The 23,744-nt window shown below is 51.2% G+C and carries 22 protein-coding genes and 2 tRNA genes; 8 read left to right on the top strand and 16 right to left on the bottom strand.

The genetic code is table 11. The features are described from left to right. Positions 1-518: 518 nt before the first annotated feature. Positions 519-1,199 (top strand): hypothetical protein, encoded by a 681-nt coding sequence (locus ACRRUX_RS19910; RefSeq protein WP_432533887.1) that lies wholly within the window; start codon positions 519-521, stop codon positions 1,197-1,199. Between the two features lie 136 nt (positions 1,200-1,335). Continuing rightward, positions 1,336-1,704: a DUF4440 domain-containing protein gene (locus ACRRUX_RS19905; protein WP_432533885.1), complete on the top strand. Its 369-nt coding sequence runs from the start codon at positions 1,336-1,338 to the stop codon at positions 1,702-1,704. A 215-nt stretch (positions 1,705-1,919) separates the two neighbouring features. Here ACRRUX_RS19905 and ACRRUX_RS19900 read toward each other — a convergent pair whose 3' ends face one another. Then, positions 1,920-2,435, bottom strand: a complete 516-nt coding sequence (locus ACRRUX_RS19900; RefSeq protein WP_432533883.1) for a TIGR00645 family protein — start codon at positions 2,433-2,435, stop codon at positions 1,920-1,922. Between the two features lie 546 nt (positions 2,436-2,981). Between ACRRUX_RS19900 and ACRRUX_RS19895 the strand changes: the two genes are divergently transcribed. Beyond that, entirely contained in the window at positions 2,982-3,461 is a 480-nt protein-coding gene (locus ACRRUX_RS19895; protein WP_432533881.1) for an NYN domain-containing protein, read from the top strand. 134 nt (positions 3,462-3,595) lie between these two features. Here the strand turns inward: ACRRUX_RS19895 and yvcK are convergent, their stop codons facing one another. Then, entirely contained in the window at positions 3,596-4,501 is a 906-nt protein-coding gene (yvcK, locus tag ACRRUX_RS19890; protein ID WP_432533880.1) for a uridine diphosphate-N-acetylglucosamine-binding protein YvcK, read from the bottom strand. Between the two features lie 180 nt (positions 4,502-4,681). On the opposite strand from yvcK, the gene ACRRUX_RS19885 reads away from it, so the two are divergent. Further along, a complete protein-coding gene (locus ACRRUX_RS19885) occupies positions 4,682-5,500 on the top strand; it encodes a glucosaminidase domain-containing protein (RefSeq protein ID WP_432533878.1) in 819 nt (272 codons plus the stop codon). A gap of 11 nt (positions 5,501-5,511) precedes the next feature. Further along, positions 5,512-6,150, top strand: a complete 639-nt coding sequence (locus ACRRUX_RS19880) for a DUF2987 domain-containing protein (protein ID WP_432533876.1) — start codon at positions 5,512-5,514, stop codon at positions 6,148-6,150. Between the two features lie 93 nt (positions 6,151-6,243). On the opposite strand, the gene ttcA is transcribed toward ACRRUX_RS19880, so the two are convergent. The 11 genes from ttcA to ccoN form a co-directional block, all read right to left on the bottom strand. Continuing rightward, the gene (gene ttcA, locus ACRRUX_RS19875; protein WP_432533874.1) at positions 6,244-7,215 is read right to left on the bottom strand and encodes a tRNA 2-thiocytidine(32) synthetase TtcA; all 972 of its coding nucleotides are present in this window, start codon (positions 7,213-7,215) and stop codon (positions 6,244-6,246) included. 92 nt (positions 7,216-7,307) lie between these two features. Then, on the bottom strand, positions 7,308-8,240 hold the full coding sequence (gene uspE, locus ACRRUX_RS19870; RefSeq protein ID WP_432533872.1) for a universal stress protein UspE: 933 nt from the start codon (positions 8,238-8,240) through the stop codon (positions 7,308-7,310). A gap of 94 nt (positions 8,241-8,334) precedes the next feature. Continuing rightward, a complete protein-coding gene (gene etrA / locus ACRRUX_RS19865) occupies positions 8,335-9,087 on the bottom strand; it encodes an electron transport transcriptional regulator EtrA (protein WP_432533870.1) in 753 nt (250 codons plus the stop codon). A gap of 56 nt (positions 9,088-9,143) precedes the next feature. Continuing rightward, complete coding sequence (locus tag ACRRUX_RS19860; RefSeq protein WP_432533889.1) at positions 9,144-9,836, bottom strand: sulfite exporter TauE/SafE family protein; 693 nt, start codon at positions 9,834-9,836, stop codon at positions 9,144-9,146. Then, the gene (gene ccoS / locus ACRRUX_RS19855) at positions 9,833-10,024 is read right to left on the bottom strand and encodes a cbb3-type cytochrome oxidase assembly protein CcoS (RefSeq protein ID WP_432533868.1); all 192 of its coding nucleotides are present in this window, start codon (positions 10,022-10,024) and stop codon (positions 9,833-9,835) included. The genes ACRRUX_RS19860 and ccoS overlap by 4 nt, the downstream gene beginning before the upstream one ends. After that, complete coding sequence (locus tag ACRRUX_RS19850; protein WP_432533866.1) at positions 10,021-12,426, bottom strand: heavy metal translocating P-type ATPase; 2,406 nt, start codon at positions 12,424-12,426, stop codon at positions 10,021-10,023. The genes ccoS and ACRRUX_RS19850 overlap by 4 nt, the downstream gene beginning before the upstream one ends. 7 nt (positions 12,427-12,433) lie before the next feature. After that, positions 12,434-12,913: a FixH family protein gene (locus tag ACRRUX_RS19845; protein ID WP_432533864.1), complete on the bottom strand. Its 480-nt coding sequence runs from the start codon at positions 12,911-12,913 to the stop codon at positions 12,434-12,436. 114 nt (positions 12,914-13,027) lie between these two features. Then, the gene (gene ccoP, locus ACRRUX_RS19840) at positions 13,028-14,008 is read right to left on the bottom strand and encodes a cytochrome-c oxidase, cbb3-type subunit III (protein WP_432533862.1); all 981 of its coding nucleotides are present in this window, start codon (positions 14,006-14,008) and stop codon (positions 13,028-13,030) included. After that, positions 14,005-14,181 (bottom strand): cbb3-type cytochrome oxidase subunit 3, encoded by a 177-nt coding sequence (locus ACRRUX_RS19835; protein ID WP_432533860.1) that lies wholly within the window; start codon positions 14,179-14,181, stop codon positions 14,005-14,007. The genes ccoP and ACRRUX_RS19835 overlap by 4 nt, the downstream gene beginning before the upstream one ends. Positions 14,182-14,193: 12 nt before the next feature. Beyond that, positions 14,194-14,799: a cytochrome-c oxidase, cbb3-type subunit II gene (gene ccoO / locus ACRRUX_RS19830; protein ID WP_432533858.1), complete on the bottom strand. Its 606-nt coding sequence runs from the start codon at positions 14,797-14,799 to the stop codon at positions 14,194-14,196. A gap of 12 nt (positions 14,800-14,811) precedes the next feature. Then, positions 14,812-16,248: a cytochrome-c oxidase, cbb3-type subunit I gene (gene ccoN, locus ACRRUX_RS19825; RefSeq protein WP_432533856.1), complete on the bottom strand. Its 1,437-nt coding sequence runs from the start codon at positions 16,246-16,248 to the stop codon at positions 14,812-14,814. Between the two features lie 257 nt (positions 16,249-16,505). On the opposite strand from ccoN, the gene ACRRUX_RS19820 reads away from it, so the two are divergent. Then, positions 16,506-16,970 (top strand): hypothetical protein, encoded by a 465-nt coding sequence (locus ACRRUX_RS19820; protein ID WP_432533854.1) that lies wholly within the window; start codon positions 16,506-16,508, stop codon positions 16,968-16,970. 918 nt (positions 16,971-17,888) lie between these two features. Next, complete coding sequence (locus ACRRUX_RS19815) at positions 17,889-18,902, top strand: GGDEF domain-containing protein (protein WP_432533852.1); 1,014 nt, start codon at positions 17,889-17,891, stop codon at positions 18,900-18,902. 86 nt (positions 18,903-18,988) lie between these two features. On the opposite strand, the gene ACRRUX_RS19810 is transcribed toward ACRRUX_RS19815, so the two are convergent. After that, positions 18,989-21,676, bottom strand: coding sequence for a bifunctional acetate--CoA ligase family protein/GNAT family N-acetyltransferase (locus ACRRUX_RS19810; protein WP_432533850.1), 2,688 nt, complete (start codon positions 21,674-21,676; stop codon positions 18,989-18,991). A 214-nt stretch (positions 21,677-21,890) separates the two neighbouring features. On the opposite strand from ACRRUX_RS19810, the gene clcA reads away from it, so the two are divergent. Beyond that, positions 21,891-23,303 (top strand): H(+)/Cl(-) exchange transporter ClcA, encoded by a 1,413-nt coding sequence (gene clcA, locus ACRRUX_RS19805; RefSeq protein ID WP_432533848.1) that lies wholly within the window; start codon positions 21,891-21,893, stop codon positions 23,301-23,303. A 267-nt stretch (positions 23,304-23,570) separates the two neighbouring features. Here the strand turns inward: clcA and ACRRUX_RS19800 are convergent. Together ACRRUX_RS19800 and ACRRUX_RS19795 are read right to left on the bottom strand one after the other, a co-directional pair. Beyond that, positions 23,571-23,647: transfer RNA gene (locus tag ACRRUX_RS19800), tRNA-Val, on the bottom strand. A 15-nt stretch (positions 23,648-23,662) separates the two neighbouring features. Beyond that, positions 23,663-23,739 (bottom strand) — tRNA-Met (locus ACRRUX_RS19795). Positions 23,740-23,744 lie beyond the last annotated feature (5 nt).

Below are 23,744 nucleotides of genomic sequence, written 5' to 3'. Positions count from 1 at the left end.
CACCCAAGGTGATTTTTGCTAGGTTAAAAATCAATCTAAAAAAAACAGCGGGTTGCGCGAGATTTTGCCAAGTGGTCAGAGGTGAGAAAATGCGCATGCGCACAATACAAATGTTATGCGCAATATTAATTTTTAGGTCGGGCATATTAATATGTATCCAAGGATCGATCTTCCAAATTGGATTGCTCCAATAATTGGTGCAGTGTTGCCTCTTCTGTTTGCTGTCTATGGTGAATTTAGGTCATCAAAATCGATCTTAGATTTTTCGGATGTGGATGTTGGCCGTATATTTTTAATGTGTTTCTTGGGGTTTTTAGGTGGGAGCATTGTCTGGCTATATCGTTTTATCAAGGATTGGCGCACAGAGAAAGATGGATGATATGGTCTAATTAATAGGTCAATCGCATAACAAGCGGCAGCAGACGGACTCGGCAAATCTGTCACCAAATTTGCATTCGCAAATTCGCCGCCAGATTTACCTCGCCGCTGTGCCGGGCGTTATGTTTTTAAGGTAGTAAATGCGCAAAACAATAGATAAAGAAAGCAAAAGGTTAGCTAGTCGAACTTTTGAATTGCGAAGAAGGCGATTGAACTGGACGTTTTCAGCTAAGCCAAAAATTAGTGATACTTGTTCGATGTTTATTGAACAGTTGAAGGAGTCTAAGTATCCGTTTCGTTTGTTTTGTAAACAAGGCTCAACTATGGAAAATTATCAAACCGTACAATTAACCTCATGTTCCAACCTTATTGGGGTTATTGAGAGAAAAACCGAAGTTACAGAACAATGTGAAATCAAGAAGTCGATCAAACACTATGATGAAAGTGGAGCTTGTTTAGTTTTTTCTCAGTCGGCAAATGGTGCGATCTCTGTAATGATGTACCCATATAAGTCAGAGTTACATAGTCGTACTGAAAAAAATATTGTTTTATATCACTCGTTACACCCAGATGATATTACTGAAAAACTAATTCTAAGTTGTGTTAAAACTTTCCTTATGTACATAAGGTGTACGAGTATTTATGGTTTGGGTTGTAAGCCCAGCGTGATTGAGAGCTCCAAGCTTGCTTGGTTAACCATTAAAGATATTCGGCATAAGTCAAAATTACTTGATTCTGTTGTAAAAATGAACAATGAGTGGGGTAAATTAGTTGTTGCAGCGGCTTTTGCATTTTTGGTGGGCTACGTCTCCAAAACATAACAAACTGCTCAAGAGGGATTCGCAACGCGTGGCATTTTTTCTGTGCGTTGAATATAGTGATTAAGGTGGTATGCGGCGGCATCGGTATTACGTCGCTCACCCCTTAGCAGGGCGTTAGAAAGCACCCGAGGGTTAGATGGAAGATTTACACTCCGTAATAATCGCCTTAGAAGAATATTTGTTTCGTTCTAGTACTCGTTCGTCAGCAGTTGAGCTTCAAAAGCTAATTGCTGATGACTTTATTGAAATCGGTGCGGCCGGAAATCAATTTGGTAAATCAGAGGTGTTGACGCGCCTTCCTGGTGAAGATGCTCCTGAAATTGCAGCAGATAGCTATGAGGTTAGAAGATTGGGTGATGAGTGCGTTCAGATACTCTACCGAGCAATACTCAAAAAAAGAGGTGACACTGAGCCATCATATTCAAAGCGTTGTTCAATTTGGACAATGAACTCAGGTAATTGGCAAATGTGCTATCACCAAGGAACGCCATGCCATCCATTCTGAGAGGTGCTCCGAACAAGACACTGTAGGCGGGTTTCAGCCAGGCTAGCAGCGCTAAGTGGAGCGTTATTCAAAGTAACTCTTGTCCCAAAACGTGTTAGCAAGAGGAACTGTTGGCCTATTTCAGGCTGGCAAAGTTTACTAAAAAGGCTCCCGTGGGAGCCTTTTGAATGTAAATGCGGTCGGCGAACCGAATTGCGGTAATGGCCGCTTAGGCGTCACTTTTTGCTGCTTTTGGATTTGCTGGCGATGAAGTCGGTGAGGGCAAACAGTACACCTGAGGTGACGAAGGTGAGGTGGATTGCTACTTTCCAGGCCAGCACGTCGCTGGAGAAGTTGTCGGTATCCAGAAAGGTTTTTAACAGCTCGACGCTGGAGATGGCGACAATGGCACCGATAAGTTTGAGTTTCAGATCGGCAAAACCCACACTGCCCATCCATACAGGCCGGTCTTCATGATCCTCCGGGCCAAATTTGGACACGAAGTTCTCATAACCGCTAAAGGCAATGATGAGCAACAGGCTGGCCAGCAGTGCAGTGTCCACCAGGGTCAGGATGCTGAGGATGGGGTGGCCCTCGCCGCCGACAAATACGATGGCAAAGAGGTTAATGAGCTCCATACCAAACTTAAGAAACAGCACGCCTATCGCAATGACCAGACCAACGAAAAACGGGGCCAGCAGCCAGCGGGATTTAAACAGCAAATTTTCGAAATGATTTTCCAGACGTTTCATTGTGTCAGTCAGCTCATCAGGCATAAGAACAGGAAGAAAAACTTGCCGAACTGTCGGCGCAAAAAAATTCTAATTGATACCCATAGGTGTGTAAATTGTTAAGATAAACAGTAATATGCCATGTATCACAATTCGGCTGCTTTTTTGAGTGTTAGCGGTTTTTTCGGTAATTGCTGCAGTTGCAGGGCGACGAAACCAGCCAGGCCCAGGCAGACTTTGGTGAGAGTTAAAACTTCTCAGTTAACGCCTGTGTGGTCTGAATCAATATCTATCCCTGTGCGTCAGCAGTGGGTTTTGGGGCGAAATACCCTCTCTATGATCAACCCCTGATTAACTGTTGTGGGATGAGTTAATCAGTTAGCTTCCATGCTTCCGTGCTTCCGTGCTTCCGTGCTTCCGTGCTTCCGTGCTTCCGTGCTTCCGAGCTTCAGTTCAGGCCAGTATTCAAAGCCTTGATTGAAGGATTCAGGTATCATTTCGGATAATCATCACCCGGGGGAACTATCTCTGGTGGTATTGGGTTGGAACACCGCGGTAAGGGCACTCATGCAAAAAGTCACGATTCTGGTCGATGTGCAGAATATCTATTACACCACCCGCCAGGCGTTTGGGTGCTCGTTCGATTACAACGAGTTCTGGCGAAGGGCGACCCATGATAGGCAAGTGGTGAAGGCAATCGCCTATGCCAGTGATCGGGGGGATGCCAAACAGCAGCAGTTCCAGAACATTTTGCGGGCGATAGGCTTTGAGGTGAAGTTAAAGCCCTATATTCAGCGGGTCGATGGTTCATCCAAGTGTGATTGGGATGTGGGTATCACCATAGATGCCATGGAGCTGGGCAGGGAGTCCGATGTACTGGTGCTGGCCAGCGGTGATGGTGATTTTGATCTGCTTGCCAGAAAGCTGGTGAATGATTTCAATACTGAGGTCGAAGTGTACGGGGTTGATGGCCTGACGGCGGCGTCTTTAATAAACGCGTCATCCACTTATGTGCCAATCGCCGGGGATTTGTTACTGGCAAAGTAGCGATAGGGCAGCGCAGGCCTCGTACTGACTGACTCTGCAATTGTCTGGGCTGGATTCTTTGGTTGAGCATTGAACCTGATTAACTAACGCGATTGCGAAAATGCCCGGACCTGTGTCCGGGCATTTTTCAATGATTAATTGCCTGACAATATTTCCGCCAGCGCACCGGCGAGTGCGCGGGTATCGTGACGGCCGGGCTGGAATGAGGAGTTCAGTGGTCGGTAATGAAGCAGACCTTCATCCCTGGGCTCATCAGCATGGCACAACACATGGCTTATCACGTTGAGGCCCAGCGCACTCTGGCAAAAGTCCAGACGCTGCTGCAGGTTGAGCTTAGCTGCCGGTGAATGCTCGGCATCGATATTGTCGATAAACACCACTTTGGCCTGGGTTTGTGACAGTGCAGTGCGAATACCGTCCGTCAGCAGCACCGGCATCAGGCTGGTATAGAAGCTGCCGGGGCCAAACAGCACCACTTCGGCGTTACGGATGGCTTCACAGGCTTCGCAGGTGGCGGATACCTGTGGTTCCAGCTGCAGTGACATGGGCGGCTCACTCATGGCATCAACATTGAGTTCTCCCACTATCTGCTGGCCGTCGCTGCTGAGCGCCACCAGATGGGTGGGCTGCTCAGACATAGGGATGATCCTGGGCTTGATATTGAGCATATTGCGAATGAGATTGACCGCTTCCAGCGGACGCACACACAGCTGATCCAGCGCCAGCAGCATTAAATTGCCCAGATTGTGCCCCCCCAATGGCGTATCACCATTGAAGCGGTATTCAAACAGCAAGGAGCCGATAGAAGGGCGGGTGGCTACCTGTGACAGGCAGTTGCGCAGATCACCCCAGGCAATACAGTCTTCGGTTTCCCGAAGCCGGCCGGTTGAACCGCCGTTGTCTGTGGTGGCGACTATGCCGGTCAGGCCTTCGTCGAGAAAAGACAGGCTGGAAAGCACCCGGCCCAATCCGTGGCCGCCGCCGATTGCCACTACCCGTGAGCGTCCGGCGAGTTTTGAATCCTTAAATTGTGAAAGCATATGTCTTCCTGATGCTTACTTGAAGGGGTTAACTGTTCCCGAAATAAATCCCGGTAAGTTTACATGATAATGCGGCTTTTACAGGAAGAAAATTTGTGAAAGGCCTTCGATATCATATAATGCGCAGCCATATTTTATGTTACCGTTGCGGTAATTATGTGATTTTGAAAAGGTAGTTGATTGAAAACAGGTCGATTTGGAAATCTGATACTGGCATTTGCGCTGGTTGTGGTCACCATTTACGGATTACGTGTCGTATTGTTGCCCGTTGGGGGTGAAGGAACGGCTGAGGTTGATATGCTGGTCGTCAATCCTTTGCCTGAGGATACGGCACAGTTACCCGATTTTTCCGCCATTGCAGATGTGCGTGAAAAAAAGCAGGCATTTTTTGATTTCCTGCGCCCCAAAATCCGTGAGCAGAACGCACTTATTGCCAAAGAGCGGGCATTTGTTAAAACCGTTTATGGACAGCTTAAGCAAGGGCATAAGCTGACCGACGCTGAGTCATATCAGATTGGTGAATTGGCTGAAAAATATCAGCTGACTATCAGGGTTATCGATACCGACACGCTGGAGCGACTGCTGCGCCGGGTTGACGTGGTGCCGGAAAATATGGTGCTTATTCAGGCGGCCAACGAAACCGGCTGGGGCAGTTCCCGGTTTGCCAAAGAAGGGCTGAATTTCTTCGGACAGTGGTGTTTTAAGAAGGGGTGTGGGCTGGTGCCGCTGTCGCGTAATGACGGCATGAGTCACGAAGTGGCCCGATTTGATTCGGTGGATGCCTCGGTGCGCTCTTACCTCAACAACCTCAACACCAACGGTGCTTATCAATTGTTTCGTGCCATTCGCGCTGATATCCGTTCAGAAGGTGGTCGACCCAAGGCCAAAGATCTGGTTTATGGACTGGTGAACTACTCTGAGCGTCAGGAAGAGTATATTGAGGAGCTGCTGCAGATGTTGCAGCATAACAGTGAGTTGCTGACAACCAAAAATTCTTAGGGACGATTTTCATGCAGGTTAAGGGGTTTACTGCCGCAGTGTTGCTCTGTCTCACTGTGTCTGTGGCGGTTAATGCGGCCGAGGTATCACTCAGATACGAGGATTTCTATTCCCGTATGAAGTTGATGTACAAGGATAATTATCAACTTACCGAATTAACATTCAGTGTGCCGCGCCAGCAGGGCTGTACTTTGCAAAGTGCATCCATTACTACTGAGCGCAGCAGCGTGCCACTGTCCTTCACCCGGACTCAGCGTTTATATCTGCCTTATGATGAGGAGCTCAAACAGCAACGGGCACTGGTTAACCTGCAGGTTGAAGGAGATGCTGCCAATTGCGGTCTGGCGGTGCAAATTCGCGCCAGGTCCCCCAGAGCGGAATATGATCAGGCGACGCTGGAGCAGCTTTACCGGGAGATGGACGGCATGCAGGGGGCAATGAAGGGATTTCCCATGAGATACTTTCATGACGCCATTAAGGGCCTGAAATTTACCCTGCCAGCGGATACCAGAGTGGTGTTGACGCAGGAGAAAGGCTACGACGAATTTCGGATCAGTGGCGAATGGTCATTGTCGGCAGAGCAGATTTCCCGGTTGACCCGACTTACATTCTCTGTCGCCCCTGAGGTGATAAGCCCCTGGGTCGAATAATCCCATTAAAAAACCCGCCGATGGCGGGTTTTTTATAGCTGAAGTGCAGTCGCTCAATGGCGGAATTTCAGGTGATGGGACAGTTGCCGGCAATTAAGGCGTAAAGGTGTTGACCACATCAATCCGGGTCGCCGCATCCAGATCGATATGACCTGAGTTGGCAACATCCATAAAATCAAAGGCAGGCAGATCCGCCTCAGCCACTTCGCCGGATGGTTTGGCGTTGGGGTCACGTTTGAGGCTGATGAAATCAAACTGCTCGCGGTCCACACCCTGAGAGGGGGCGGTGTTCTGCATGGCGGTAAAGATAGTCTCAATACGGCCGGGGAACTGCTTGTCCCAGCTTTTCAGCATATCCTTGACGGCTTTACGCTTGAGGTTCTCCTGCGAGCCGCAAAGGTTGCAGGGGATAATCGGGAATTGCTTCAACTGGGCGTATTCGGCGATATCTTTCTCTCTGCAGTAAGCCAGCGGGCGGATCACCAGATTGGCGCCGTCGTCAGACAGCAGCTTAGGTGGCATAGCTTTCATCTTGCCGCCGAAGAACATGTTGAGGAACAGGGTCTCGATAATGTCATCCCTGTGGTGACCCAGGGCGATTTTGGTGGCGCCAATCTTTTGGGCAAAGCCGTACAGGGTGCCACGGCGCAGGCGTGAGCACAGCGAGCAGGTAGTTTTGCCTTCAGGGATCTTCTCTTTAACGATTGAGTAAGTGTCTTTTTCCAGAATGTGGTAAGCCACGCCCAGAGAGTCCAGATAGGCTGGCAGAATATCTTCCGGAAAGCCGGGTTGCTTCTGATCCAGATTGACGGCCACCAGTTCAAAGCTGACCGGTGCGCGCTGCTGCAGATTCAGCAGAATATCCAGCATGGCGTAGCTGTCTTTGCCACCTGACAGACAGACCATGACCCGATCGCCTTCCTCGATCATGTTGTAGTCCGCAATCGCACTGCCGACTTCACGGCGCAGGCGCTTCTGAAGCTTGTTCATGCGGGTAATTTGTTTCTTGCTCAGGCCGTCTTCCAACAGCTCTGGATTGATTTCGTGTGGCATTTCTACAGACATAAAAAAAGCGCCCGGTGACTCCAAAGTGACAGGGCGCGTATTATTCCAGCTTACGCAGGCCGGGTAAAGCCTTGGCCGCTGGCGTGGGCGAATTATTCCGTCGCCAGTGGCGACTTGTAGCCAGCGGGCTTTATCGCCAGCAAATCGCAGTTCAGGCTGTCGATAACATGCTCTGCAGTGTTACCAATCAACGCTGCCGACAGCGCTGTGCGGCCGATGGTGCCCAGGATCACCAGCTCGGCATCCAGCTCAGTTGCCAGCTCAGGAATGACATCCTCAGGCAGACCTTCTTTCACATGACAATGGGCTGGATCGATGCCAAAGGTTTCAGCCAGATAGTCAACCCGTTGTTCATGCTGCATTTTCACTGAAGCGGTGAAGTTGTTGGCATCGAAATCAGGCAATTCAATCGCCAGATTGACCGGCGTACCCGGGTAGCCGTTGACCAGATGCAGCTCGGCATTGAACTTTTTGGCCAGATCCAGCCCGTGCTTGATGATCTTTTCGTTCAGAGAATCGTGGTCGGCATCTTCGGTCGCCACATTCACGGCACACAGGATTTTGCCACGCTTGGACCATTCATGCTCTTTGACCATTAACACCGGCATGGGCGCTTTACGCAGCAAGTGCCAGTCGGTGGGCGTAAAAATGATCGCCTTGAGTTTGTCATGTTCGTGAGTCGCTTTCACAATCAGGTGGTAATCACCTTCAATGGCAAACTGGATAATGCTCTCGAACGGCCGGTTATGCCAAATCACCTTGGTGTCTATGCTCAGGCCACGGCTTTTGTAGGGCGCGATGATATCTTCAAGCCAGGCGGTGCGCTGATCGATAACGCCCTGGCGCATGGCTTCCCGCTCCTGACTGGAGAGAATGGAGGTCATCTCATAGGAGAGGTCAAAAATAGAGAGGAACACAGTGATGGCGGCATTGCTGTGCTGCGCAAGCTCTACCGCCCGGGCCAGAGCGGCCTGATCTTCAGTAGTGGGATCAATCACTACCAACAGTTTTTGATATTCCCTCATAACACATTCCTTATCTCAACGTGATGTTTCTATCATGAGACCTTATTCCCCAACCGGTATTGAGCTGAGTCAAAACCGGCGGGGAAAGCTCGCCTCAGCGGGCGATACGGTTGTTACCGGCCAGCTGATTCAACTGATCAAAGTCCAAAATAGTGATGTACTTACCTTTGACTTCAATCATGCCGGCTTTCTGGAAACGTCCCAGCAAACGACTGATGGTTTCTACTGTAAGTCCCAGATAGTTGCCGATATCACCGCGGGTCATGGTCAGACGGAATTCCCTGGCAGAGAAGCCCCGATTGGCATAACGGCTGGCAAGGTTATTGATGAAGGCGGCCAGACGCTCCTCAGCATTCTTCTTGCTGAGCAGCAAAATCATTTCCTGATCGCTGACAATCTCTGTGCTCATCAGGCGCATCAATTGCTGACGCAGCTTGGGCATAGAGCCAGCCAGATCATCCAGGGTATTGAACGGAATTTCACACACCATGGCCGTTTCCAGTGCCTGTGCAAAGCTCTGGTGTGCCTGGCCCTGAATGCCGTCGAAGCCAATCACATCACCGGCCAGATGAAAGCCAGTGATCTGTTCGTCGCCCTGCTCGGTAATGGTGTAACTTTTCACTGTGCCGCTGCGGATAGCGAACAGTGACTTCAGCGGATCACCGGATTTGAAGATCTGCTCACCCTTCTGGATAGGTTTTTTCCGCTCGATAATATCATCCAGCTGATCCAACTCCTGGTTGTTCAGCGTGAAGGGGATACACAAAGCACCCATGCTGCAATCATGGCAATGAATGGCACATCCACCGATTGCGGGACGGCGATGTTTGCTTTGTTCTATTGTCATATTGATACCCAAACTTAATTAACCGACATATGGTAAACCATATCGACCCAAGGGGGCTAGCCAAGCTGACCAACACCCACAAGGATAGTCTGAATTCCCATGCCAATTAATGCTAATCCACTGATTATTCTAACAGCTTTGCTTTGTAGCCATAGTGCCAAATTCTTGGTGGCAACACCAGCACCAATCAGTGCGGGCAGGGTGCCAACACCAAATGCTGCCATGATCAATGCCCCTTCAAGAGGATTGCCGCTGGCAACCGCCCAGGTCAGCATGCTGTACACCAGACCGCAGGGCAGCCATCCCCACAGCATGCCCGCAACAAGAGCCTGCAAGGGGGAACGCATGGGCACAAAACGCTGCGCCCAGGGCTGGATGTAACGCCACAGCCATTTACCCGCAGCCTCCACTTTAACCAGTCCAAACCAGAATTTGGCGATATACAGGCCGGTGACAATCATCATCACGCCGGCAAACAGACGCAGTACGATCAGATAATTGTCGATGGAAAACAGCAGGCCAATGCCTCCGGCAAGGGCACCACAGAGCACTCCGGCGAGGGTGTAACTCAGTATGCGGCCGCCGTTGTAACTGAATTGGTACAGCAGGATCTGCGCCAGCTGATTGCGCCCGGGAGCCAGCGGGATTTGCCCGGACAGGGCGCCGACCAGACCGCCACACATGCCAAAACAATGCCCGGCGCCCATCAGCCCCACCAGGAGTGCGCCGCTCAAGGTATATTCCACTATGACTTTCCGTCCTGTTGTTGATTGTCGTCTACTGTTGGCGGCTGCGGCTGATCTTCATCGAACAGAATCGATGCACTGTGTTTCTCCAAATCTTCAAATTGATCGTTTTTCACCGCCCAGAAAAAAATGCCAAAGGCGATCAGCACAAACAGCATGGCGATGGGGATCAGGACGTAAATAATGCTCATGGACTCATCCTTAAAAGACGAAGGCTGTTGGATACTACTATCAACGAACTGGCAGACATGCCCAGTGCGGCAATATAGGGATAAACATGGCCGGTGACTGCCAGTGGCAGAATAAGCACATTGTACCCAAGCGCCCAGTACAGGTTTTGATAGATGATGCGGCGGGTGGCGCGGGCAATCCTGACGGCCTGTACAAATCGGCACAGATGATCGCCAAGTAAAATGGTATCCGCGCTGTTTTTGGCAATCGCTGTGCCACTGCCCATGGCCACAGACAAGTCTGCGCCGGCAAGCACGGGCGCATCGTTGATGCCATCGCCAAACATGGCCACTTTATGGGTTTGCTGCAGTGACTGAACATAATTGAGCTTGTCGGCTGGCAGCATACCGGCGTTCACCTCTGTCACTCCGAGTGTTGCGGCCAGCTTGTTGACCTGCTCAGAGCGATCGCCGCTAGCAATACTGACGCTAATCCCCAGTTGATTCAGGGCTCTGATGGTGTCGGCACTGTCTTGCCGGACTCTGTCGGCAAGTACGGCGCAGCCAATGGGCGTGCCATTTTGGGAAAGCCAGACCTGTTGACCGGCGTCGGTATGCTGATACCAATGGGGCCGGTCTGCGCCTGGGCAGGCGAACTCGAAATGACCGACTTTATAAAGTGTGCCATCGAGTGTGCCCGAGACCCCAAGCCCCACCAGATGACTGATATTGGTCATCGCCAGCGATTGGCCGAGGTATGGCGAAAAGGCTCTGGCAATGGGATGCAGCGAACCCAGCTCAAGGTGGGCAATGATATTCAGTGCTGCTTGCTGATCCGTCACTGCGTCACTTTGCCAGGCATGCAACTGCAATTCACCATGGGTGAGGGTACCGGTTTTATCAAATACCACCCGGGTGATGATCGGCAGCGTTTCAAATACGCTGGATTTGCGCACTATGATGCCAAGTTTGGTCAATTGAGCCGTGGCACAGGTGACCGCGGTTGGCGTGGCCAGTGCCAGCGCGCAGGGGCAGGTGGCAACCAGCACTGACAGCGTGACCCAGAAGGCATCTTCAGGCCGGTAAAAATGCCACACCAGCCAGGTGAGGGCCGCAACCGCCAGAATCACCGTCGAGAATATGCCCGACAGGCGGGTCGCCGTTTCGGCGATTCTGGGTTTGGCGTGGGAGGCCGATTCCTGCAGGCGAATAATTTTAGCGACCAGCTGATCCTGTCCAAGGGCCCTGACTTCGACTTCAATGGGTTGATCTATATTGATGGTACCGGCATACACGTCGCTGCCAGCCTGTTTTTCAACCGGCAACTGCTCGCCGGTGAGCATGGCTTCATTGACGCTGGAGTGTCCGGCGGCAATCTGGCCGTCAGCCGCAATGGTTTCTCCTGGGCGCACCTGAATGACATCCCCTAGCCGCAGTTGTCTGGCGGGAATTTCGGTAATTTTGTTATTTCTGAGCACGCGGGCGGTCAGCGGTACCAGTTTGTGCAGATTACTGGCACTGACCGATGCCTTTTGCAGGGCATTCTGTTCAAAGTAGCGGCCCAGCAGCAGAAAAAAGGTAAACATGGTGACGGATTCAAAATATACCTCACCTGTGCCCTGGATGGTGGCAATACAGCTGGCGACATAGGCGCCGCAGATAGCGATGGATACGGCGACATCCATATTTACTTTACCCATCAACAGCGAGCGTATGGCACTGAAATAGAAGGGGACTGCGGAGTAGAACACCACCGGGGCGGCAAAAATCAGGCTGACCCAGCGAAAATAGTCACGGTATTCCTGCTCCAAATCGGTGAAATAACCTGAATACAGCGCCAGGGCGAACATCATCACCTGCATGGTGGCAAAACCCGCCAGTCCCAGGCGGATGAGAAAACGCCGGCCGTCCCGTTTGGAGCGGACTTCCTGCTCATCCAGCTGATAAGGTGCGGCCTGATAACCTATTCGGGCGATGGCCTGCAGAATATCACTGAGTTTCAGGGCCGCTTTTTGATAGTGGATCAGCGCTCTGTGGGTGGTGGTATTGACTGACACCCGGGCAATACCGGGTAAGTGCTGCAGTTTGTGCTCGATAAGCCAGGCGCAGGCAGCGCAGGAGATGCCATCCAGGGTGAGGGATACTTCACTCAGCTCACCTTCCTGATGCACAAAATCAGCCTGAACCTCATCCAGGTCGTAAGCGCTGAATGTACTGAGCTCATCAGGCACCAGGGCGTTCTGCCGCTTCCCCGGCTCAGTGCGGAATTTATAGTAGTTGGTCAGGCCGGCATCGATGATCGCCTGAGAGACGGCCTGACATCCCGGGCAGCACATGGTTTGCAGCTGACCATTAATCCGGGTCTGGAACTCATCACCGCAAAGAACCGGCTCATTGCAGTGAAAACAACGTATTTTGCTCATACCAATATCAGTTCAGCCAATGTTGGGATGGGCTTTTCAGATCCAGTCGTTTATGCAGTCGCCATTGGCTGTCATAGCTTTCCAGGCGAACTTCCCAATTGCCGGAAATGGGTTCATCCAGTGTGACCCGATAGACTCCCGAGGCATCGGCTGTTGCCATAAGTTTGATGTCTTTGTCAGCCAGCGTTGGGTGATACAGCTCAACGCTGAGCGCTGCCTGGTAGGCCGGGCCACCGTGTTGGGTGATGCTGAGCATACCGTCGGTAACATCCAGAGTGAATTGCATGCCCAGTTGCTTGGCATATTTGTTTTTGCGCAGGTCCATATTGATGGCCTTGCCTTCTTTGTAATACTCCTCGGCAACCAGCGAATCTTTATTATCCAGCGCGATTTTCATGGTGGCGAGACTGGCAACAACGGCACACAGCGGGAGAACGATCAAAAACCAGGGCCAGAACTGCTTGTACCAGGGTTGAATGGGGGACATCTTGACTTCCATTATTGTCATTATAATTTGACGTTATTTTAACGCCATGTACGCCGGTTGGCACTTAAAAAAAAGGCCCCGAAACAATGCGGGGCCTTGATTTCGTTGCTGTGTTTACTTGTTCTCGCCCTGATGGGACAAGCTGTAAACATAGGCGGTGATAACATGCACTTTATCTTCGCCCAGAATATCTTTCCAGGCTGGCATCACGCCGCTGCGACCCAGTTGGATACTTTCGGCGATGGCCATGCGGCTGCCACCATAAAGCCAATCCGCATCTTTCAGGTTGGGAGCACCAAGCAGCTTGTTACCGCTGGCATCCATACCATGACAGGCGAAACAACCTTTCATAAAGGAAGCCTGACCTTTGGCTGCCAGCGCAGCGTCATGATCGCGGCCTGACAGGCTGACAATGTACTCAGCCAGGCCATTGATCTCTCCGTCTTCGATGGGCAGACCACCTTTGGGAGGCATCATGCCCTTGCGGCCGTTCATGATGGTGGTTTTGATTTCCGCCAGCTGACCGCCCCACAACCAGGCGTTGTCGGTCAGGTTGGGGAAGCCTTTGCCGCCACGGGCATCCGAGCCATGGCACTGAGCACAGTTTTGCAGGAACAAACGGCCACCCACTTTCAGTGCTTCAGGGTCATTGACCAGCTCTTCCAGTGGTTTTTTGGCGAAGGCATCAAACACCGGGCCGAAACGGTCATTGGCCTGATTAACTTCCTGATCGTACTGCACCCAACGACCTTCAGCCTTGGCCGCTTCAGCTGCGGCCTTGGAATCGGCTTTGATACCTTGCTGATAACCGACGCTCTGGTTGGAGCTGGTCCAATCCAGCAGGCCTTTGTAGTTACCCAGACCCGGATACAGGATCAGGTAGATAATGCCGAACACAATAGTGACGTAGAACATGTAGTTCCACCATTTCGGCAGTGGGTTGTTCAGCTCTTCGATACCGTCAAAGCTGTGACCCATGGAATCGCCTTCCTTGACGCCCGTGGTGTTGCGATTGCACACCACCAGCAGGAACACACATCCTATGATCACCAGCAGGGTCAGTACGGTGATCCAAATACTCCAGAAGCTACTCATTGCTTTTGTTCTCCTGAGTCCTTCAGTGCCTGGTTTTCATCATCCGCGAACACCAGGTTGGCCGCCTCGTCAAACTGCTTTTTGCGACGGCCGCTGTACGCCCAAGCAAATATACCGACGAAGGTCAGCATTACAACAATGGTGATAATCCCTTGTAATGTGCCGTAATCCATATAGTTGCCTCCTTAATTGAGTGCGTGTCCCAGTGACTGCAGATAGGCGATAAGCGCCTGCAATTCCGTCTTACCTTCAACGGCTTGCTTGGCTCCCGCGATATCCTGCTCGGTATATGGCACACCGAATCCCTGGAAAATTTCCATCTTGGCGGCGGTCTCGTCACCGGTCAGGACATTTTCAGCCAGCCACGGATAGGCAGGCATATTGGACTGAGGCACCACAGCACGTGGATCCATCAGGTGTACTTCATGCCATTTGTCACTGTAACGGCCGCCAACACGGGCCAGATCAGGACCAGTACGCTTGGAGCCCCACTGGAAAGGGTGATCCCACACGGATTCACCAGCGACCGAATAATGACCATAACGTTCGGTTTCGGCACGCAGTGGACGGATCATCTGGCTGTGACAGTTGTAACAACCTTCACGGATATACACATCACGGCCTTCCAGCTGCAGTGCGGTGTACGGACGCAGTCCTTCAACCGGCTCAGTGGTGTCTTTCTGGAACAGCAACGGAGTAATCTGCACCAGGCCACCGATACTGATCACCAGTACGATGAAGATCCCCAGCAGACCGATGTTTTTCTCAACAATCTCATGATTAAATTTCATCGGGTTCACTCCTTAAACCGCTTTGGCTTCGGCCAGCGCAGGCAGAGAGTCTTTCGGCGCCTTGACGGTGCGATAGACGTTATAAGCCATGACCAGCATACCGGTAACGAAGAAACAGCCGCCCAGGAAGCGTACGAAGTAGAACGGATATGAGGCTTCCAGACTTTCTACAAAGCTGTAAGTCAGAGTGCCGTCCGCGTTAACTGCACGCCACATCAGGCCCTGCATTACGCCGGAAATCCACATGGACACGATGTACAGCACAGTACCGACAGTCGCCAGCCAGAAGTGGACGTTAACCAGTGAAGTGGAGTACATACGACCATGGCCAAACAATACCGGGATCAGATGATACAGTGAGCCGATAGATACCATGGCTACCCAACCGAGGGCGCCTGAGTGAACGTGACCTACAGTCCAGTCGGTGTAGTGGGACAGCGCGTTCACTGTCTTGATGGCCATCATTGGACCTTCGAAGGTAGACATACCGTAGAAGGACAAAGACACCACCAGGAAGCGCAATACCGGGTCGGTACGCAGTTTATGCCAGGCACCTGACAGGGTCATGATACCGTTGATCATACCGCCCCATGAGGGGGCAAACAGGATCAGCGACATCACCATACCCAGTGACTGAGTCCAGTCAGGCAGGGCAGTGTAGTGCAGGTGGTGAGGACCGGCCCAGATATACAGCGCGATCAAGGCCCAGAAGTGCACAATAGACAAACGATAAGAGTAAACCGGACGGCCAGCCTGCTTGGGCACGAAGTAGTACATCATACCCAGGAAGCCCGCAGTCAGCAGGAAGCCTACAGCGTTGTGACCATACCACCACTGCACCATGGCATCGACTGCACCAGCGTAGAGCGAGTATGACTTGAACATGTTCACCGGCATCGCCATGGAGTTGACGATATGCAACACCGCGACTGTGATGATGAATGCACCAAAAAACCAGTTGGCAACGTAAATATGGGAGGTTTTACGCTTAACTATCGTGCCGAAAAACACTATGGCGTAAGACACCCAAACCACGGCGATGGCGATATCGATCGGCCATTCCAATTCGGCGTATTCTTTACCCTGGGTGATCCCCAAAGGCAGAGAGACTGCGGCCGACAGAATAATGGCTTGCCAACCCCAGAAAGTAAATGCTGCCAGTTTGGGGGCAAACAGTCGGGTTTGACAGGTACGTTGTACGACATAGTAGGAGGTTGCGAAAAGCGCTGAAGTACCGAAAGCAAAGATGACCGCATTGGTATGAAGTGGCCGTAAACGGCTGTAGGTCAACCAAGGGGTATCAAAGTTCAGTTGTGGCCAGATTAACTGAGCCGCAATCAATACACCGACTGTCATGCCGACTATGCCCCACAGGACAGTAGTCAGTGCGAATTGACGAACAACGGTGTAATTGTAATCAGCGCCGACAGGCTGGGAATGGTTCATCATTTTGCTTCCACTGCTTATTACTTTTACTTTTTTTAATGTTTGAGGCTGAGCCTCTCCTGAAGTATTGACAACATCTTTCCCTATTAGGAAATCAGCAAGGCTGTCAACACGCTTGGTCAGCAATTTGATATTAATCACCAAGCACCGCAATGATACTTGAGCTACATCAAAAAAGATACACGATACAAGCTGATGTGTTTGATCTGGATCAAGATTAATAACAGAATGGTGACCTTTGTTTAACCTTGGTGATCGCGGTGCGCAATATTACACTTACTCTGCTGTTTTTGGTGACGTTATGTATCACCATGTTGTCCGGATGCGGACAAAAAGAAGGGGCGGTGAGGGCGTTTGTAGCTGAAGATAAAACTTTATGTCAGTTTAACAGAGGTCCTTGCCACACTAAAAGTGGGGATTTACACATTTCAATGAGCTTAGTGCCTGATTTTGCACCAAGTGAGGAACCGATCGAAGTAAAAATAACCACAGCGCAGAATGTGACGGATGTTAACCTGAAACTGACCGGACGGGATATGTTTATGGGGATGATTCCGGTGGTACTGACAACATCAGATAACCATAATTTCACCGGTCAGATGATCTACGGTTCATGTTCCTCAGGATATATGGTGTGGCGTGCGACACTGAGTTTTGTTTATCAGGGCGAACAACGACAGGTTTGGTTCGATTTTCTGGCGGACGCACAAGTGACAAAAAGTTGAGTCGGCAGGTTTGATCTACTGATACCTGAGCGTGGCCACATGCTGCCTTTGACCGAAAACTCACGTTAGATGCATGTTCTGAACAATTGCGCGGCAATGCACAAGATCATACGACAAGCGCATGAGTGCATTATGTATGAGGGGTATTTATGTCTTGGCACAGAAGTCCGCACTGCCGGGGTTTAAAACCAGGAGGTCAGGATATTTGCTCAGTGCGCGACTCAAAACACCGTTGGCTCAACACATACGTATTTGGGCGTGCAGAAGTCTCATACCTTCTTGGTTGATCAATGCGACGTGGGATCGGGAATAGACGATGCCTGCTGGTGTAATAAATAAAATAGCGACTGTTAGGCTGTTAACTTTACCAGTCACCAACTACCAATTATCCGTCGCCGGTTAGTCTGACCCTTGTTAACTATACGGTAGGGCACAATACCCCATCCGGAAAGATAGTTGCACAGGGTTTGTGCCAACTGAATTGCACCAGCCTGGGCGTCCTAATCCTTCCTTTTCTTCTATTTTCTTCTGTAATAGTCAATTAACTCAGAGGGATTGCGTCGTCTGTTATGCTGTTTTTATTCCGGAAATTTGACGGGGGATCTGCATCAGTCAAATGTCTGAAGACCTGAGGAGATCTTCATTGATGTGTTGACGCTATCCAACCGATGACACCTGCTGGGTGATTGAGGTACACTTTGTTACAAAGTGATAACCTGGCTTTGGGTAGCGTGCTTGCGCTGTTTCCTGAAAAGTCATGTCGATAATAAAAATATAAAGAAACTACAATAGGTTAACTCCTGTTTGCTCGTTGTTGTTTCACTATGTCCGGGTTAATTTGATATGGATAACGACTTTAAAAGTGCTGCTGATGACCGGGAATTATCAATTCGTATTCTGAGGCAGGCTGTCCCTCAAATGACTGCACTCGATATTGCAGTTACCCCCATTAATTACGCCGTCTGGTACGAGTATTGTCTTGGAAATAATCCCAAACTAAATCATGAGATTAATGCGTTGCTGGGGACAGGTTCCAGATTTACCCCAACCATCAACGACAGACTATTCCGGGAGTTTTTGGGGCATCCCGATAACAGCGAAAGGCTCAATCATGTTCAGGTTGAAACCCATTCATTGGTGACCGGACTGATTGAAAAAATAAAGCAGGTGAGTCTGGGCACCATGAATTTTTCGGTGGTGCTTAATGAATTCAATGAGCAACTGCAGGACAAGCCTGATGAGGCGACCTTAAACGAGTTAATTACCGGAATTGGCAGTGAACTGGCCGAGGTTATCAGGCGTAATCAGGGGATGTCCCTGAGTCTGGCACAGATGGGGAAAGAGGTTGGCGAGTTACGTCAGGAAATGGAGTCACTGCAGCGTGAAGTGATGACAGATCCGTTGACGACTCTCTATAACAGACGGGCGTTTGACCTGCATTTACATCGCTTGTTTCACGAGGCAACCCGGGCCACGAACAAATTTGCCATGCTGGCGATAGATATTGATTTTTTCAAGAAGATCAATGATACCCATGGTCATCAGGCTGGCGATAAAGTCATTGCCTATATAGGCCGGCTGCTGAAAAGATCTGTAAGGTCGCAGGATTTTGTCGCCCGGTATGGTGGTGAAGAGTTTGTGGCTATCTTGCCCCACACTCAATTGGTTGATGCCGTGGCACTGGCAGAGAAACTGCGTGGTCTCATCAATGAGAAAAAATTAAGCACTGGTGGCGACAGCAGGCAATCGCTGGGGCGGATCAGTGTTTCCATTGGTGTTAGTGTGTCCCGTCCCGGCGATCAGATGGAAGATTGTTTCAAACGGGCCGATGAGGCTTTGTATCAGGCAAAAGCGGCGGGACGCAATTGTGTAAAAGCAGCAGGACAAAACAATCAGACTGATAGAAGCATGTCAGCGCCACAGCCTGTGTAGGACACCGGCCTGTTGCGCTGAACTCCCGTCAGGCAGCAGCATGCCTGAGCGCAGTCATTTAATCAGCGTTTGCGTCGATATGTCGCTCAAAGCGGCATGTGCATGTAGATCAGTTGCTCTTCCATATCAAATGTCACCGTAAATCCCAATGACTTGGCGAGACTCGCCATATTGCGGTTTTCAAACATGGTATAACCACTGATTGCCCCTGTGCCGTTCTGGCGATAATAACGTATCAGTTTTTCCAGCAGCAGGCGGCCGATACCCAGCCCCTGGTTGTCCGAACGAACGGCCATGGCAAATTCTGCATCGGTATTGTCAGGATCTATGGTTGCTCTGATGGCGCCAAGGGTTTTCTCTACACCCTGCTCATTGGTTTCTGTGGCAATAAATGCCATTTCCCTGGCGTAGTCAATTTGTGTCAGTACTGCCATTTCTTCGTGGGTCATCGGTGCGCGCACACCAAAATACCGCTTGTATCTGTCTTCGGCTGACAGGGATGAGTCAAACTCATGGTGCTTGGGCTCATCTTCGGGTAGGATTGGCCTGAGAGTAACCTGCCTGCCATCCTTTATACTGGCGATTTCCTCCAGCTCTTTGGGATAAGGCATGATGGCAAGACGGGATGTGTTCTCTATGGGCTCGGCATGCAGAGTCAGGTTGATATCCAGTACCGTAATGTTTTCACCGGCAGCCAGTACCGGATTGAGATCCAGCGTCGCGACCTGTGGACAATCAATAATCAAATCAGACAAGCGTGTCAGCAGCAGACAGATGGCCTCCATATTCAGCCCCAGAGGTAAATGCCTGTCTTTCAGCTTATGAGTTTTGAGGGCCTGGATCACCATATAACGGGCCAGTGCCATGTTCAGTGGCGGCAGGGCGACTGCCGCATCCCGGGTGGGATCCCACTCAGAGCCACCTTCACCAAGACAAATTGCAGGGCCAAACACAGGATCATGAATCACCGCGACCCTGATTTCCTGTGCGCCGGCAGTTAAGGCCATCTTCTGTACCAGCATGCCTTCGATACGGGCACCGGGAACCGTCTGGTGAACGCGGTCTTGCATGGCGTTGGCGGCCTGGCAGATATCATCGTCCGAAGCCAGATTGAGGGTGACCCCCTGAACATCGGACTTATGTATAAGATCAGGCGATTGGATCTTCAGGGCGACCGGATATCCCAGTTTTTGTGCAGCAGCTACCGCCTGCGCGGCATTAGCGGCAAACTCAGTAGCGATGGTGTTTATCCCATAAGCGGACAGCAGCGCCGTCGCTTCATGGGTTTCAAGTTGCAGTCGTCCCTGTGCCGTCGCCATTTCCAGATGATGGTGAACTTCACGGGTATGAGGATACTGAGCTTTGGGAACAGATTGCGGCACCTGCTGAAGTAATTTCTGATTGCGCCTGAACTCCACCATATGCATAAAGGCACCGGCCGCGCCTTCCGGGGTACGATAGGTGGGAATACCTGCAGCAGAAAAACGGCGACGGGCTTCATAAGCAGCATCTTCGCCGCTCCAGTTGGTGAGAATATTGAGCATCCGCCCCTGTTTGTGTTTCTCTCCAATCCGGATAACTTCCTGGGCGATAGCACTGCTGTCGCCCAATGCTGATGGTGAGTGCAGCACCAGCACGGCATCAAGCTCAGGTGCATCAAGCAGAATATCCAGTACCAGACCGTAACGTTGGGCATCGGCATCGCCGATAATATCGACCGGGTTTTGTCCTGACCAGGTTGCCGGCAACACAGCATCCAGTTTGCCTTTGGTCTGTTCAGATAAGGTTCCGAGTTTGCCCCCCCGGGTGATCAGCTCGTCAACGGCGAGTACCGCGGGCCCTCCACCGTTACTGAGAATCGCCAGCCGTTCACCTTTGATGGGGGTGGAGTGAGCCAGGGTTTCCACCGCGGCAAACAGCTCGGTGAGATCCTGAACCCGGAGCATCCCCGCCCGGCGAAATGCGGCTTCATAGACACTGTCACTGCCGATGGTGCCACCTGTATGTTTACTGGCCGCAAAGCGTCCTTCCTGACTGCGACCGGATTTCACAACAATAATCGGTTTATGCCGGGAGGCGGCTCTGGCTGCGGACAGGAAGCGGCGACTGTTCTTGATGGAATCGATATACAGCAAAATCGCCCGGGTGTTGGGATCCCGCCCCAGGTAGTCAAGCATTTCACCAAATCGGATATCCGCGGCGTCCCCCAACGAGACAAACACTGAAAACCCGATACCTTTATTGTTGGCCCAATCCAGCACTGTGGTGCACAGCGCGGCCGATTGCGACACGAATGCTATTTTACCGGGCAGTGCTGAGGTATGAGCCAGGCTGGCGTTAAGACCTATTGCCGGCACCATCATTCCCAAACTGTTGGGGCCCAGCAATCGCATGCCATAGCGTTTGGCGTTCTCCAGCGCGAGCTCCAGCGCACTGTGGCCATCTTCGGTTAGGGTATCGTGCATGCCGGACGCCATCACAATGGCGGCAGGGCAGCCAAACTGGGCGAGGGTTTCGACGATAGCCGGTACTCTGCAGGCGCGGGTGCAGATGACAGCGATATCAGGTTTGATGGGCAGGGCTTCGATTGCCGGGTAAGTCAGGATCCCCATCACCGCCTGATATTTTTGAGTCACCGGCATAATTGGACCGGAGAAGCCATTGGCAATCAAATTGCGGATAACGACATGACCGGCGCGTCTGGGGTTGCTGGAGGCACCAATGACGGCAACGGAAGAGGGTTTAAAAAGTGGGGCAAGGGTACGCTGACTCATAAACTTTTCCATCCCGGGATAAGAACAGCCAGTGTAACCGAGCTTAGGGTTGAAACACAGGAGCAGATGCAAATTATTGTTAATGTTGGGGAATAGAAAGTGGTTGCCGGAAACGCCTGTGATAAAGTAATTGCGTTTTGTCTTAATATTGGCGAATTTGTCTGATATCACAATCAGTTCTGTTTCATTCGCCTGTCGATATGGTTTCATGAATATGACCACAGAGTCTTCGTTACCTCAAACTGAACGTCTTCCCAAAGAGCAGCCCACCAAGCTGGTGCGGCGTTTTCTGGCCAGTCACAAGAGCCCTTTAACTGTGTTGCTGCTGTCACCTTTTGTCGGTGCGCTTGCCGGGTTACTTTGTACCTTTTTTGACATAGCCATTGATGCACTTACCGACAGTCGCCACGCCTGGATGGCCGAAAACGGCATGACATGGCAGACCATTACCCTGGTAGTGTTGAGCAGTGCTTTGCTGTCAGCCTTTGGTTTTCTGTTGGTGAACAAGGTTGCCCCTGAGGCGGCTGGCTCCGGTATCCCGGAAATTGAAGGAGCACTGGACGGGCTTCGTCCTGTTCGCTGGTGGCGGGTTATTCCTGTCAAGTTTTTTGGTGGCGTAGGCACCATAGGCGCGGGGCTGGTACTTGGCAGGGAAGGGCCTTCGGTGCAAATGGGGGCCAGTGTCGGACGCATGCTGACGGATACCTTCAGGCTGACCGACGATGAAGGCCGGCACTCATTAGTGGCGTCGGGCGCGGCAGCAGGTTTGGCCGCCGCCTTCAACGCGCCACTTGCCGGGGTGATGTTTGTGGTCGAAGAGATGCGGCCGCAATTTCGCTACAACTTGGTGTCCATCAAAGCCGTGATCATCGCCGCGATTATGGCCACAATTACTTATCGCAGTTTGCAGGGGCAGGGAGCCATGATCCCCTTGCCATCTTATTCAGCCGTCCCTTTGAATTCGCTGTGGCTGTTTCTGATGTTGGGTCTGCTGTTTGGCGCGATTGGCGTGATGTTTAATCGACTGGTGGTGATGACCATGGACGGATTTGAACGTCTTCACCGTCACCGGACCGGACGCTTTGTAGCCATCGGTGCGTTGCTTGGTGCGATATTCGGTGCCCTGCTGCTGTTTTTGCCCAGGCTCACCGGTGAGGGGACTGTGCTTATCCCCGAAGCTGCCCATGGCAATTTTACGCTGGGAGTTTTGCTGCTGCTGTTTGTTGCCAGGCTTATCACTACTCTAGCCTGTTTCAGCTCTGGTGCGCCCGGTGGTGTGTTTGCGCCCATGCTGGCATTGGGGACCTTATTCGGAACCTGTTTTGGATTGGTGTGTCAGCACTTCTTTCCAGAGTTGGATCTGCCGGCCGGAACGTTTGCCGTGGCTGGTATGGGGGCATTGTTTGCTGCCACGGTTAGGGCGCCCATTACCGGCATTCTGTTAGTGATTGAATTGACCCACAATTATGATCTAATCCTGCCTTTGCTGATTACTACGCTGGGGGCCACCATGGCGGCTCAGGCAATGGGAGGCAAACCTATCTACAGCCAACTGTTGCAACGTACACTGGCAAAGCAAAAGACGGCTGAGGCAAATGCGGCAGCAAAGGCCGCCGAATCGAATTAACGCTGTATTGCTTGGAGTAAAGCTTGGCATGCAGAGCTTTACCGATAGGCTGGACTTGAAAATACTCCCTTCGGGGAGTTTTTTGTGCCGTCAATGCTGCATTTGCCCGGGGAATTGAGGGTTTGTTTTACGGAAATTCAATAGGGCTTTAATGCTGCCGGCTGCAAGAAAAAGAGTTCAGAGATAAGATGTGAATCGCTGAAAGAGAGCAGGGTGGATTTCAGATACAAAAAAACCTGCTTCTGCAGGCAAGATTATCAATAGCATTGGTACACCCGAGTGGACTCGAACCACCGACCCCTACCATGTCAAGGTAGTGCTCTAACCAGCTGAGCTACGGGTGTATCGTTTGATAAAGTTGGTTGCGGGAGCCGGATTTGAACCGACGACCTTCGGGTTATGAGCCCGACGAGCTACCATGCTGCTCCATCCCGCGTCCGA

The sequence above is a fragment of the Shewanella sp. GXUN23E genome (genome assembly GCF_050865035.1).
Lineage (GTDB): Bacteria > Pseudomonadota > Gammaproteobacteria > Enterobacterales > Shewanellaceae > Shewanella.
Note: the sequence above shows the minus strand (reverse complement) of the source record. Positions and strands in the feature narration are given on the sequence as shown.